Origin of the sequence: Klebsiella sp. K5-204, from assembly GCF_030128585.1 — a bacterium.
Taxonomy (GTDB): domain Bacteria; phylum Pseudomonadota; class Gammaproteobacteria; order Enterobacterales; family Enterobacteriaceae; genus Klebsiella; species Klebsiella quasipneumoniae.
The window spans coordinates 54,716-67,570 of record NZ_JAKUZS010000001.1 but is presented as its reverse complement, the minus strand read 5'-3'; the positions used below and the strand labels follow the sequence as shown (position 1 = coordinate 67,570).

Below are 12,855 nucleotides of genomic sequence, written 5' to 3'. Positions count from 1 at the left end.
GACGTCAGCTGTGCTTAATTAAGGCTCCCGGACGGGAGCCTTTTTTATGGGAGCAGAACAATGAAACGCATGTTATTTGCCGCGGCGGTCTTGCTGGCCAGCGGCGCGGCGCTGGCGGACGAGTGCAGCAACGCCAACACCCAGACCGAAATGAATCAGTGCGCGGCCGCGCAGTATCAGGCAGCCGACAAAAAGCTGAACGACACCTGGCAGCAGGCTCTGCAGCGTGCGGTGGGTAAACAGCAGACATTACTGAAGCAGGCCCAGCAGGCATGGATCGCCCTGCGCGACGCCGACTGCGCTTTCCTCGCGTCCGGAGCCGAAGGCGGCAGCATGCAGCCGATGCTGGTGAGCCAGTGCATGACCGATAAGAGCGTGGAGCGGGAATCTTTCCTCGCCTCGCTGCTGCAGTGCGAGGACGGCGATCAAAGCTGCCCGCTGCCGCCGGCCAATTAACGGACGCGAATGCCTTCGATAATCATCCGCTGGACATTATCGACCGTTTGCTCAAAAAAGGCCGCGTCCTGCAGCGTGGCGCCGGTGACCGCCTCCACCTGGGTGGCGAAGTCGGCGTAATGCTGGGTAGTGGCCCAGATCATAAAGATTAAATGCTGCGGATCGACCGGCGCCAGCTTGCCGCGGTCGATCCAGCCGGAAACAATCGCCGATTTCTCATCGACCAGCGCTTTCAGATCCCCGGTCAGTTCGCCCATCAGCAGCGGCGCGCCCTGCAACATCTCAAGGCAGAAGAGCTTCGAGGCCTGGGGGTGATCGCGGGACACCTCCAGCTTCAGGCGAATATACTCGCGGATCGCCACCAGCGGGCTAATATCCTCGCGAAAGGCCTTCAGCGGCGCCAGCCAGATGGCGAGGATCTGCTGCAGAACGGCCACGTACAGCGCCTCTTTCGAAGGGTAGTAATAGAGCAGATTGGTTTTCGACACCCCGGCGCGCTCAGCCACCTGCTCCAGCCGCGTACCGTGAATACCAAATTGCGAAAATGCCTCCAGCGCGGCGGCCAGAATGGCCTCCTTTTTGGCGCTGACCGCTTGTGAACGTTTGCCGTTTTTCTTCACCGCGCCCTGTGCCATACATCCTCTCCTTCAGTTGACGCCACCAGCATAGCAAAAGCCCTTCGCCGACACGACCCCATGCACCCTGATTGCGCATGACTGCCGTTTTTTCGTGCACTGATTTTGACCATCCAGTCCACTTTTTTATCGTCCTTTTTAGCAACCCAATAGTAACACATTAATAACATTAGCATTTATAAAACTGGCATCGTGTTTGCTTTACCTCTTCTGCGAGGTGGTCCAGGGAGAGGCAGGATGCCGCGCCACCGCAACCCATCTTCCATGACTGTAGAGAGGTAGGTATGAAAATTGGTGTTTTCGTTCCCATTGGCAACAACGGCTGGCTGATCTCCACCCATGCCCCGCAGTATATGCCGACCTTCGAACTGAATAAGGCTATCGTGCAGAAAGCCGAGCACTACCATTTCGACTTCGCGCTCTCCATGATCAAGCTGCGCGGCTTCGGCGGGAAAACCGAATTCTGGGATCACAACCTGGAGTCCTTCACTCTGATGGCCGGCCTGGCCGCGGTGACCTCGAAGATCCAGATCTACGCCACCGCCGCCACCCTCACGCTGCCGCCGGCGATCGTCGCCCGGATGGCCTCCACCATCGACTCCATCTCCGGCGGCCGGTTTGGCGTCAATCTGGTGACCGGCTGGCAAAAACCGGAATATGACCAGATGGGCATGTGGCCAGGGGATGACTATTTCGCCAGCCGCTATGACTATCTCACCGAATACGTTCAGGTGCTCCGCGACCTGTGGGGCACCGGGCGCAGCGATTTCAAAGGCGACTACTTCACCATGAACGACTGCCGGGTCAGCCCGCGCCCTTCGCAGCCGATGAAGGTGATCTGCGCCGGGCAGAGCGACGCCGGCATGGCCTTCTCCGCCCAGCACGCCGACTATAACTTCTGCTTTGGCAAAGGGGTCAACACGCCAACGGCCTTCGCGCCGACCGCGGCGCGTATGATGCAGGCGGCGGAAAAAACCGGCCGTGACGTTGGCTCCTATGTGCTGTTCATGGTGATCGCTGACGAAACCGACGAAACGGCGCGCGCCAAATGGGAGCACTACAAAGCGGGCGCCGATGAAGAAGCGCTGGCGTGGCTCACCGAGCAGAGTCAGAAAGACACCCGCTCCGGCAGCGATACTAACGTGCGCCAGATGGCCGACCCCACCTCGGCGGTCAATATCAACATGGGTACCCTTGTCGGATCGTATGCCAGCGTCGCCCGTATGCTTGATGAAGTCGCGAGCGTGCCCGGCACCGACGGCGTGCTGCTGACCTTTGATGATTTTCTTGCCGGCATCGACGCCTTTGGCGAACGCATTCAGCCGCTGATGCGCTGCCGGGACCATATTGCTCCTGTTACCCGTGAGGTGGCCTGATGATTACCCTTCCCGCTCGCCCGGAATCCCTGACCTTCGCGCCGCAGCAGAGCGCGCTGATTGTTGTCGATATGCAGAACGCCTACGCCAGCCTCGGCGGTTATCTGGATCTCGCCGGATTTGACGTCTCCGCCACCCGGCCGGTTATCGACAATATTAATACCGCCGTCGCCGCCGCCCGCGCCGCGGGCATGCTGATTATCTGGTTCCAGAACGGCTGGGATGACCAGTATGTTGAAGCCGGCGGCCCGGGCTCGCCGAACTACCATAAGTCCAACGCGCTGAAAACGATGCGTCAGCGCCCGGAACTGCAGGGCAAGCTACTGGCGAAAGGCGGCTGGGATTATCAGCTGGTGGACGAGCTGACGCCGCAGGAAGGCGACATTGTGTTGCCGAAACCGCGCTACAGCGGCTTCTTTAACACTCCGCTCGACAGCATTTTGCGCAGCCGCGGCATCCGTCATCTGGTGTTCACCGGGATCGCCACCAACGTCTGCGTCGAATCGACGCTGCGCGATGGTTTCTTCCTCGAATACTTCGGCGTGGTGCTGGAGGATGCTACCCATCAGGCCGGACCGGCCTTCGCCCAGCAGGCGGCGCTGTTCAATATAGAAACCTTTTTCGGCTGGGTCAGCGACGTCGAGAGCTTCTGCCGCGCGCTGTCCCCTGCCACCCCGCTGTCTTTAGCCCAGGAGAAACGTTATGCCTAAACAGGTGATTATTCCGCCAGGCACCACCACGCCGATTGCCCCCTTTGTTCCGGGGACGCTCGCCGATGGCGTGATCTACGTCTCCGGCACTCTGCCGTTTGATAAGCAAAACAATGTGGTGCACATCGGCGACCCAAAGGCGCAAACCCGCCACGTGCTGGAGACCATCAAGAGCGTTATCGAAACGGCGGGCGGGAGTATGGCGGATGTGACTTTCAACAGCATCTTTATCACCGACTGGACAAATTACGCCGCGATTAACGAGGTTTACGCCGAGTTCTTCCCCGGCGATAAACCCGCGCGCTTCTGCATTCAGTGCGGGCTGGTGAAGCCCGATGCGCTGGTGGAAATCGCCAGCGTCGCCCATATCGGCACCCCGACATGATGAGGCTCAATATTGCTCCGGCCCCATGGCCCGGCGCGCCGGTGGTGGTCCTCAGCGCAGGTCTGGGCGGCGGCGGCGGCTACTGGCTGGCGCAGCGCGCGGCGCTGGAGGAACAGTATCAGCTGGTAAGTTATGACCATAACGGGACCGGGGAGAACGCCGGTCCGCTGCCCGCCGACTACAGCATGGCGACGATGGCCGGGGAGCTGTTCAGCGCTCTGCAGGCGGCGGGGATCGCCCGCTTCGCGCTGGTGGGCCACGCGCTGGGGGCGCTGATTGGCCTGCAGCTGGCGCTCGATCGCCCCGAGGCGGTGAGCGCCCTGGTGCTGGTCAACGGCTGGCTGTCGCTGTCGCCGCACACCCGCCGCTGCTTCCTGGTGCGCGAGCGTCTGCTGCATGCCGGCGGCGCGCAGGCGTGGGTCGAAGCGCAGCCGCTGTTTCTCTACCCGGCGGAATGGATGGCCGCGCGCCTGCCGCGCCTCGAAGCCGAAGATGCGCTTGCCATCAGCCATTTTCAGGGCAAGGAGAACCTGCTGAAGCGGCTGCAGGCCCTGAAGCAGGCTGATTTTTCCCGTCGCGCGGCGGCCATCGCCTGCCCGACGCTGATGGTTAGCGCCGCTGACGACCTGCTGGTCCCGGCCTCCTGCTCCCGCGTGCTGCAGACGGCGATCCCCGGCAGCCAGCGCGTGGAAATGCCGTGGGGCGGGCATGCCTGCAACGTCACCGACGCCGATACCTTTAATACCATTTTACGCGACGGGCTGGCTGCAATGCTGCCGGTCGCCAGGGAGACCCGATGAACGACGCGATAAACCAGACGGCCTGCGAGACGCTGTTTACCCAGTCCCGGACCCACAACGGCTGGCTGGATAAGCCAGTGAGCGATGCGCAGCTGCAGGCAGTCTGGGACCTGATGAAAATGGGGCCGACTTCCGCCAACTGTTCGCCGGCGCGCATCGTGTTCGTGCGCAGCGCGGACGGCAAAGAGAAGCTCCGCCCGACGCTCTCCAGCGGCAATCTGCAGAAAACCATGCAGGCGCCGGTGACCGCCATCGTGGCGTGGGACAGCGCCTTTTACGACCGGCTACCGACCCTGTTTCCCCACGGCGATGCCCGCAGTTGGTTCACCTCCAGCCCGCAGCTGGCGGAAGAGACCGCGTTTCGCAATAGCTCCCTGCAGGCGGCGTATCTGATTTTCGCCTGCCGGGCGCTGGGACTCGACACCGGGCCGATGTCCGGTTTCGATCGGGAAAAAGTCGATGCAGCGTTTTTCGCCGACAACGGCTGGAAAAGCAACCTGCTGGTGAACATCGGCTATGGCGACCCCGGCAAACTGTATGGCCGCCTGCCGCGTCTGTCCTTTGATGAAGCCTGCCTGCTGGCATAAGGAGTTGGCGATGAAGTTAGCGGACAAAGAGAGTTTTCGTGACGCCATGGCCCGCGTCGGCGCCGCGGTTAACATTATTACCACCGATGGCCCGGCGGGCCGGGCGGGCTTTACCGCCAGCGCGGTCTGCAGCGTGACCGACACGCCGCCGACCCTGTTGATCTGTCTGAACCGCTCAGCCTCCGTGTGGCCGGTGTTCAGCGAACACCACACGCTGTGCGTCAATACCCTGGCGGCGGGACAGGAGGCGCTGTCAACGCTGTTTGGCGGTAAAACGGCGATGGACGAGCGCTTTGCCGCCGCCGACTGGCAGACCGGCGCCACCGGCTGCCCGCGGCTGGAGGCGGCGCTGGTCAGCTTTGACTGCCGCATCGACCAGCGCGTCAGCGTCGGCACGCACGACATTCTGTTTTGTCACGTCGTGGCCATTACCCGTCACCCGGAACCCCGGGGTCTGATGTGGTTTGACCGCGGCTATCACACGCTTATGCGACCCGCTTGTTAACCTTTAACCCGGGATATCATCATGGCACTCTTCGATTTTCCTCGCTGGAAGCTGACCTCCCCCGCCGCCGAATCCGGCGTTGTCGCGCCCGATGAACGCTTATCGGCCGGGCAAACGCTGGTGATGGGCGTGCAGCACGCCGTTGCGATGTTCGGCGCGACGGTGCTGATGCCGTTGTTGATGGGGCTCGACCCGAACCTGTCCATACTGATGTCGGGGGTCGGCACCCTGCTGTTCTTTGTCGTCACCGGCGGACGGGTGCCGAGCTATCTCGGCTCCAGCGCCGCCTTTGTCGGGGTGGTGATCGCCATTACCGGCTTTAACGGCCAGGGACTCAACCCTCACCTCAGCGTCGCCCTTGGCGGGATCATCGCCTGCGGGCTGGTCTATACCCTGATCGGTCTGGTGGTGATGAAGATCGGCACCCGCTGGATCGAGCGCCTGATGCCGCCGGTGGTGACCGGGGCGGTGGTGATGGCTATCGGCCTGAACCTGGCGCCGATTGCCGTGCGCAGCGTGTCCGCCAGCGCCTTCGACAGCTGGATGGCGGTGTTGACCGTGCTCTGTATCGGCATAGTCGCGGTATTTACCCGCGGGATGCTGCAGCGTCTGCTGATCCTGGTCGGCCTGATCGTCGCCTGCGCGCTGTATGCCCTGCTGGCTAACGGTTTTGGCCTCGGCAAACCGCTGGACTTCTCTCCCCTCGCCCAGGCGGCGTGGTTCGGGCTGCCGCACTTTACCACCCCATCCTTTAACGGCCAGGCGATGATGTTGATTGCCCCGGTCGCGGTGATCCTGGTGGCCGAGAACCTCGGGCACCTGAAGGCCGTCGCCGGGATGACCGGGCGCAATATGGATCCGTACATGGGGCGCGCCTTCGTCGGCGATGGTCTGGCGACCATGCTCTCCGGCTCGGTCGGCGGCAGCGGGGTCACGACCTATGCGGAGAACATCGGCGTCATGGCGGTGACCAAGGTCTACTCGACGCTGGTGTTTGTCGCCGCGGCGCTGATTGCCATGCTGCTGGGCTTCTCGCCGAAATTCGGCGCATTAATCCACACCATTCCCGGGCCGGTGATCGGCGGCGCCTCGATCGTGGTCTTTGGCCTGATCGCCGTCGCCGGGGCGCGGATCTGGGTGCAAAACCGCGTCGACCTCAGCCAGAACAGCAATCTGATCATGGTGTCTGTGACCCTGGTGCTGGGCGCCGGCGATTTCGCGCTGTCGCTGGGCGGCTTTACGCTGGGCGGGATTGGTACCGCCACCTTCGGGGCGATCCTGCTGCACGCCCTGCTTCATCGCGGGACGCGTGAGGCGAAGGAGGCCAGGGTAACGCCGGTTTAAGCCACATTAGCGCGGCGTTGGCGCAGGGAGCGGTGGGGGCCGGATAAGTCGATACAGTTATCGGTTTGCAACGGTTTCGCCCCGGAAAAACGGCTGTTCTGGGTTATATCCAGGCAGATGGCGCTCCCGATATGTCTTCTGCGTTATGTCTCTCATGGCGCCGGGAGCGCACAGGGGGCGGCCAGTCGCCGCCGCCCCCTGTACCCCCGGGCTCCGGCCAGCAAAATCGCCACTGCGTGGTCCCTTCGACTTATCCCTGCAGGCTTCGGGTCGGGCCGAGGCAGCGTCCATGCAAAACACGGCCCTCAGCCCGCATCCATGCGGGCTGCCCCGGCCTTCCGGGAACGTCTCAGCGATTTTGAGGCCGTCAGCACCGGCAGTTTCAGCAACAATGGTGAATAAATTAACGGCAGGTCGTACGAACGTAGGCCGGGTAAGGCGCAACCGCCACCCGGCATAAAAGCGACGCCGTGCCTGATGCCATCGCCCGGCGGCGCTGCGCTTGCGCGGGCCTACGATGAGAGTTAACCATCTGATATAGAAATGGTTATGTAGGCCGGATAAGGCATTTATGCCGCCATCCGGCACCAGGGCGGGTACGACGGCTGAGGGATATGGCCTGATGGAACCTCGCCATTTGCCTGGCAGAATAAGCGCCGCTGCCGGGACAGAAGGAAAGATTACGGCTCGCGACGATCGGCCAGGTCCGGGAGCGGCTGCGCATCGTTATTCGTTGACATCTGCGGCGGCGGTTTGCGCTTCCACTTCAGCTCGCTCACCAGCACGCCCGCGAGGATAAAGACGCAGCCGAGGAGGGCCAGCAGCGGCAGACGCTCACCGGCCAACCGGCCAAAAATACCGGCCCACACCGGTTCGCCGGTATAGATCAGCGTGGCCCGCGTCGGCGAGACGCTGCGCTGCGCCCAGTTCATGGTCACCTGAATGATCGCGCTGAAAATGCCCAGCCCCAGCGCCACGCCGAGCAGCGCCGGCGTCAACGGCGGCACTGACTCACCGGCCGGCTTCATGGCGGCGAAAGCCACCAGCGACGCGGTCGCCAGCTGCACCACCGTCACCCGCCGAACATCCACTTTCCCGGCCCAGGCGCTGATAAGGATAATCTCCGCGGCAATCGCCAGCGCGCTCGCCAGCGTGATCATCTCCCCCACGCCAAGCGCCAGCAGATTGTTTTCCGGCCCGGCCAGCAGGATCAAACCGATAAAGGCCAGCACAATCCCCACGCAGGACATCACCCCCGGCATACGACCCAGGCACAGCCACTGCAGCAGCGGCACCAGCGGCACATACATCGCCGTGATAAAGGCAGACTTACTGCTGGAGATCGACTGCAGTCCCCAGGTCTGCAGCCCATACCCCAGCGCAATCGCCACGCCAATCGCCACCCCCGCCTTCACCTCCAGCCATGTCATACCCCGGAGGGTGCGCAGCGAGAGCAGACCCACCGCCAGCGCGGCGGTCGCGAAACGCAGGCCGACAAAAAACAGCGGCCCGCTGAGGCTGACCGCATACTGCACGGCAAGGAAGGTCCCTCCCCAGAACATGGTGATCATGATAAGGAGCGCTTCCTGGCGGCTAACGGAGAATTTTAACGAAGACATAAAACAGCCATGACGATAAACGGGCGACCAGTGTGCAATCGGCCCGGCGGGAGCGCAACCTCCGACTGCTAAAAAAAACCGCCGGCTGATGCCGGCGGCGAGGGCGATGCGGTTGGGTCGGGGAGATTAACACCGCATCAAAGAGAACAGTGCGAGTCGCGCGTTAACTCTCACGACTACCGTGACTGTTTTTACCCCCTTTTTTACCAGCCTCTGAGGCGCGCTGAGGGTCATTTTTAAAATTCCCCCCGCTATGCTGGCCACCTTTACGTCCTGCTTCTGATGCTCTTTCACGGTCTTCAGCAAAGTTGCCAGAACCGCCACGATGGTTTGCCATTACTGACCTCCATTAGGTTAGACATCATAGTGCATTACGCGGGAGCGGCGACGCCGCTGTCCTGCCGCGTATCTATAAGGTTAGTGAATGACTGCCGCTGACGATGGCAAATGTCACATTCAGAAACAAAGCCTGGCGAAAAAAATCCCCTCGCGCCGCGTGATGGCGCTAACCTCCTCTGCTGACGAAGAAAAAATAGTTAGCGAAAATGTATCCTGATGCTACATCCTCGCCGCACCGGCCAGAATGACGGAGGCATCGCTTCCCGCTTCTCCGCCGCTCAGGCCGCGCTGCGCAAGGAAAAGTAAATAATGCTTTGTCATTTTGTTATAAATCAAATAAATGCCCGTTGGATTTGCACTCTTCGGCAGAGGCTTTATCTTTAAAGGTACCAGCTATTTGGCTGGCTTATAATGCAACCGAGGAGTGATGGAAATGGCTAAAATTCTGGTGCTTTATTATTCCATGTATGGACACATTGAAACCATGGCTCATGCCGTCGCCGATGGGGCGAACCGGGTGGACGGCGTTGAGGTGGTTGTGAAGCGCGTGCCGGAAACCATGCAGGCAGAAGCGTTTGCCAAAGCAGGCGGTAAAACGCAAAACGCGCCTGTCGCTACGCCGCAGGAACTGGCTGAGTATGACGCCATCATCTTTGGTACCCCGACTCGTTTCGGCAATATGTCCGGACAAATGCGCACCTTCCTCGATCAGACCGGCGGCCTGTGGGCATCCGGCGCGCTGTATGGCAAGATCGCCAGCGTATTCAGCTCAACCGGCACCGGCGGCGGCCAGGAACAAACCATTACCTCCACCTGGACGACGCTGGCCCACCACGGCATGATCATCGTGCCGATCGGCTACGGCGCCCAGGAGCTGTTCGATATCTCCCAGGTCCGCGGCGGGACGCCTTATGGCGCAACCACTATTGCCGGCGGCGACGGCTCGCGTCAGCCAAGCGAGGAAGAGTTAGCCATCGCCCGCTATCAGGGTGAACATGTCGCCAAACTGGCCGTTAAACTGCACGGCTAATCTTCCGCAGGAGGAGCACTATGCCAACTCAAGAAGCAAAAGCACATCGCGTCGGCGAATGGGCAAGTTTACGTAACACCTCGCCGGAGATCGCCGAGGCGATTTTCGAAGTCGCCCACTATGATGAAAAACTGGCGGAGCAAATCTGGGAGGAAGGCAGCGACGAAGTGCTGGCGCTGGCCTTTGCCAAAACCGATAAAGATGCGCTGTTCTGGGGTGAACAGACGATTGAGCGTAAAAACGTTTAGGACGTTTATCCCTGCCGAGTCTCACCCTAACCTGCTAAAAAACCCGGATTGCTCCGGGTTTTTTCGTTATTTCGCCGCCTCGTTGATCACCTTTTTAAAGGTCTCCAGCGGACAGAAACCCTGGTCATCGACCGGGCAGCCGTTAAGCGCCAGCGTGACCCGCTGCGGCGGGGTCTGCAACGTCAATGGGTCGGCGTTACGCAGCTGCTCGGTGCTCTGGTAGACATACTCAATCTTCATCAGATCGCGGTTGCTGCCGCTGTCGTGCCAGCGTTGAAACAGCAGTTTGCCGCCGATAGGCGTGCGCTCATACTGGCCGGGCAGTTGATAGGGCTTAAAGTCCAGCGCCGTCAGCAGCGAGGCAATATTCGAGTCGTGTCCCACCAGCAGCGTGACTTTCGCCTTGCTGGCCCCCTCGCCCACCAGCGCGTTATCGATATAGTTGACCAGCGGCTTGGCCACGTTTTGCGCCACCGCCACCGAAGTAAACAGACTATCCTGATAGCCGTTTTTCAGCTTCGACAGCACCTGCCACTGCTTATCGCTGGTGATCTCCCCCCACGCCACCTGGTCTTTGGGGAAGCCTTCATAATATTGCAGGGTGAAGGCGTCCACCAGCGAGTTGCCCACCTTCAGCGGCCCGGACACCCCCGGCTCCTGCTGATAACCGGCGCTAAAAGTATCTTTACCCTCGCTCAGGGAACAGACCTGCTTCTCTTTGCAGGAGGGCGAGTTGCGGTAATCGATCATCGTCTCCAGCAGCTTGTAACTCTCGGTCAACTGCAACCCCTGGCGCTCTTTTTCCATCGCCTGCAGCGCTTTCTCACGAAACGCCGGGGAGTCGTCGGTGATAACCGGGTTGAAGGTCGGGTCCATGGTGCCCATCTGCGGCTGATGATGCACCGCAATGCCGCAGCCCGGGAACGCGCCGGTGATAAAGAACTGCGCGGTGGCGACGGTGCGCTGCAGGCTGTTAGCGTAGGCGTAAACAGCGTTTTCCGGCGGGCACTCGCCGCTGGTCACCAGCTTCTGCTGCGCCAGCCATTCGCGCATATAGTGGCCCATATACACCTCCAGCACACCCCCCTTGGTGGTCAGCTGGCCGCCCGGCACATCCCATTGCGGCCAGGCTTTGGCGGTGGACTGCTCCAGCACGCTACCGTTATTGGCCAGCGGCGCGCGCAGGTTGTGACGACTCATGATCAGCACCTGCTGCAGCTGATACCCCTCCGGGGCGGCCGTGTCCTGCGCCAGAGCGCCGGCGGATAACATGACCGCGCCGGCTACGGCGGCGGCGAGTAGACGTTTTTTCATCCCTTCATCCTTAGTCATTTATTATCATCGGGTTAATTGTGACGGATTTATGCCATTTTTCCTGGCATTCGCTCGCAAACTTAGACCGCCGCCGAAAATTTCCTCTGCCGACCAAATAGTTTTATAATGAAACAACTAACCCGGAGGCTTTCGTGAAACGTACCCGTCTTGAAAACAGCTGCTGTCCTGTCGCCCGCTCCCTCGACGTTATCGGTGACTGGTGGTCGCTGCTTATCGTCCGCGATGCCCTGCGCGGGGCGTGCCGTTTTAGTGAATTCCAGAAAAACCTCGGCATTGCCAAAAATATGCTCGCCGGACGCCTGAAAATGCTGGTGGATGAAGGCATCCTGCGTCTGCAGCCGGCCTCCGACGGCAGCGCCTGGCAGGAGTACGTCCTCACGGATAAGGGCCGCGCCCTGCAGACCGTGCTGGTCGCCCTTTCCCAGTGGGCGGATGACTTTCTGTTCGATCCTGACGAACCGGCAACCCGGCTCATTGACCGCCAGCAGCGCCAGCCCCTGCGTAAACTGGTCCTGCAGGCGGCGGATGGCCGTGAGCTGGCCCCGGCGGATATCACCATCGCCGTTCCGCTGAACGACTAATCGCTGCCCGCGGCAGGCAAAAATAAAAAAAGCCCGGCAAAATGGTTGCATTATTAAACCAAGTATCTCATCCTGAATTTGGTTTAATAATGCAACCTTTTAAGAGGCAATACTCATGTCCCAGTCATCGCACACTGCTTTTATCACCGGCGCTTCCTCAGGTATCGGCGCGATCTATGCCGAACGACTCGCCGCTCGCGGCTACGATCTGATCCTCGCCGCCCGCCGTGAAGATCGGCTGCAGACGCTCGCCGGGCAGCTGCAGGCGCGCTACGCCATCCGGGCCAGCATCGTCAAGGCCGACCTGAGCGAGGAGCAAGGCATTGAAGCCGTGGAGCAGCGTCTGCAGCACGATCCCGCCATTGACCTGTTCATCAACAACGCCGGCACGGCAAAAATGGCGGGCTTTCTCGCCAGTACGCCGCGCGAGCACCAGGCGATTCATACGCTCAACACCACCGCGCTCCTGCGCCTGAGCTATGCCGCGCTGGCCGCTTTCGCTCCCCGGGGCCGCGGAACGCTGATCAATATTGCCTCTATTCTCGCGCTGCATACGCTGCCGGGCAGCGCGGTCTACAGCGCCAGCAAAGCGTGGGTGTTGAGCTTTACCCGTGGCCTGCAGGATGAGTTTGCCGACAGCGGCGTGCGTATTCAGGTGGTATTGCCGGCGGCGACCGCCACCGATCTGTGGCCGACCTCCGGCGTGGCGCTGGACGCCCTGCCCACCGGTACGGTCATGACCACCGAGGATCTGGTTGACGCCGCCCTCAGGGGACTGGAGATGGGGGAAAAGGTCACCTTACCGCCCGTGCATGACCTGGGATTGTGGGAGGCTTTCGAGCAGACGCGACTGGCGCTGTTTACCAGCGCGCGAACCGGGCAACCAGCGCCGCGATATCGCTAAC

At 61.1% G+C, this 12,855-nt stretch carries 16 protein-coding genes; 12 read left to right on the top strand and 4 right to left on the bottom strand.

The window, feature by feature from the left end:
* Positions 1 to 60 precede the first annotated feature (60 nt).
* Positions 61 to 456: a lysozyme inhibitor LprI family protein gene (locus tag MKR05_RS00305; RefSeq protein ID WP_023289101.1), complete on the top strand. Its 396-nt coding sequence runs from the start codon at positions 61 to 63 to the stop codon at positions 454 to 456.
* Here MKR05_RS00305 and rutR read toward each other — a convergent pair.
* Entirely contained in the window at positions 453 to 1,091 is a 639-nt protein-coding gene (gene rutR, locus MKR05_RS00300; protein ID WP_004204508.1) for an HTH-type transcriptional regulator RutR, read from the bottom strand. The two genes, MKR05_RS00305 and rutR, sit on opposite strands and share 4 nt — an antisense overlap.
* 284 nt (positions 1,092 to 1,375) lie before the next feature.
* On the opposite strand from rutR, the gene rutA reads away from it, so the two are divergent.
* From rutA to rutG, 7 genes are read left to right on the top strand one after another with little or no spacing between them, the layout of a single operon-like run.
* The gene (gene rutA, locus MKR05_RS00295) at positions 1,376 to 2,467 is read left to right on the top strand and encodes a pyrimidine utilization protein A (protein ID WP_248569303.1); all 1,092 of its coding nucleotides are present in this window, start codon (positions 1,376 to 1,378) and stop codon (positions 2,465 to 2,467) included.
* Positions 2,467 to 3,177 carry a pyrimidine utilization protein B gene (gene rutB, locus MKR05_RS00290; RefSeq protein WP_044522018.1) on the top strand — a complete coding sequence of 237 codons (711 nt, stop codon included), beginning with the start codon at positions 2,467 to 2,469 and terminating at the stop codon, positions 3,175 to 3,177. The genes rutA and rutB overlap by 1 nt, the downstream gene beginning before the upstream one ends.
* Positions 3,170 to 3,562 carry a pyrimidine utilization protein C gene (gene rutC / locus MKR05_RS00285; protein WP_023289099.1) on the top strand — a complete coding sequence of 131 codons (393 nt, stop codon included), beginning with the start codon at positions 3,170 to 3,172 and terminating at the stop codon, positions 3,560 to 3,562. Before rutB ends, rutC begins: the two co-directional genes overlap by 8 nt.
* Complete coding sequence (rutD, locus tag MKR05_RS00280; RefSeq protein ID WP_044522016.1) at positions 3,559 to 4,362, top strand: pyrimidine utilization protein D; 804 nt, start codon at positions 3,559 to 3,561, stop codon at positions 4,360 to 4,362. Before rutC ends, rutD begins: the two co-directional genes overlap by 4 nt.
* Positions 4,359 to 4,949, top strand: coding sequence for a malonic semialdehyde reductase (locus MKR05_RS00275; protein WP_248569301.1), 591 nt, complete (start codon positions 4,359 to 4,361; stop codon positions 4,947 to 4,949). The genes rutD and MKR05_RS00275 overlap by 4 nt, the downstream gene beginning before the upstream one ends.
* Before the next feature lie 10 nt (positions 4,950 to 4,959).
* Positions 4,960 to 5,454, top strand: coding sequence for an NADH-dependent FMN reductase RutF (gene rutF / locus MKR05_RS00270; protein WP_248569300.1), 495 nt, complete (start codon positions 4,960 to 4,962; stop codon positions 5,452 to 5,454).
* A 21-nt stretch (positions 5,455 to 5,475) separates the two neighbouring features.
* Positions 5,476 to 6,798, top strand: coding sequence for a pyrimidine utilization transport protein G (rutG, locus tag MKR05_RS00265; protein WP_008805937.1), 1,323 nt, complete (start codon positions 5,476 to 5,478; stop codon positions 6,796 to 6,798).
* Between the two features lie 680 nt (positions 6,799 to 7,478).
* On the opposite strand, the gene MKR05_RS00260 is transcribed toward rutG, so the two are convergent.
* Entirely contained in the window at positions 7,479 to 8,417 is a 939-nt protein-coding gene (locus tag MKR05_RS00260) for a DMT family transporter (RefSeq protein ID WP_044522006.1), read from the bottom strand.
* 163 nt (positions 8,418 to 8,580) lie between these two features.
* Complete coding sequence (locus tag MKR05_RS00255) at positions 8,581 to 8,754, bottom strand: general stress protein (RefSeq protein ID WP_002898708.1); 174 nt, start codon at positions 8,752 to 8,754, stop codon at positions 8,581 to 8,583.
* 435 nt (positions 8,755 to 9,189) lie between these two features.
* Between MKR05_RS00255 and wrbA the strand changes: the two genes are divergently transcribed.
* Positions 9,190 to 9,786, top strand: coding sequence for an NAD(P)H:quinone oxidoreductase (gene wrbA / locus MKR05_RS00250; protein WP_002898704.1), 597 nt, complete (start codon positions 9,190 to 9,192; stop codon positions 9,784 to 9,786).
* A 20-nt stretch (positions 9,787 to 9,806) separates the two neighbouring features.
* The gene (locus MKR05_RS00245; RefSeq protein ID WP_008805934.1) at positions 9,807 to 10,034 is read left to right on the top strand and encodes a YccJ family protein; all 228 of its coding nucleotides are present in this window, start codon (positions 9,807 to 9,809) and stop codon (positions 10,032 to 10,034) included.
* A gap of 66 nt (positions 10,035 to 10,100) precedes the next feature.
* On the opposite strand, the gene agp is transcribed toward MKR05_RS00245, so the two are convergent.
* Positions 10,101 to 11,348 carry a bifunctional glucose-1-phosphatase/inositol phosphatase gene (agp, locus tag MKR05_RS00240; RefSeq protein WP_077271457.1) on the bottom strand — a complete coding sequence of 416 codons (1,248 nt, stop codon included), beginning with the start codon at positions 11,346 to 11,348 and terminating at the stop codon, positions 10,101 to 10,103.
* A gap of 152 nt (positions 11,349 to 11,500) precedes the next feature.
* On the opposite strand from agp, the gene MKR05_RS00235 reads away from it, so the two are divergent.
* Entirely contained in the window at positions 11,501 to 11,950 is a 450-nt protein-coding gene (locus MKR05_RS00235; RefSeq protein ID WP_050532884.1) for a helix-turn-helix domain-containing protein, read from the top strand.
* 115 nt (positions 11,951 to 12,065) lie between these two features.
* Positions 12,066 to 12,854, top strand: a complete 789-nt coding sequence (locus tag MKR05_RS00230; RefSeq protein ID WP_072413609.1) for an SDR family oxidoreductase — start codon at positions 12,066 to 12,068, stop codon at positions 12,852 to 12,854.
* The last annotated feature ends 1 nt before the right edge of the window (position 12,855 follow it).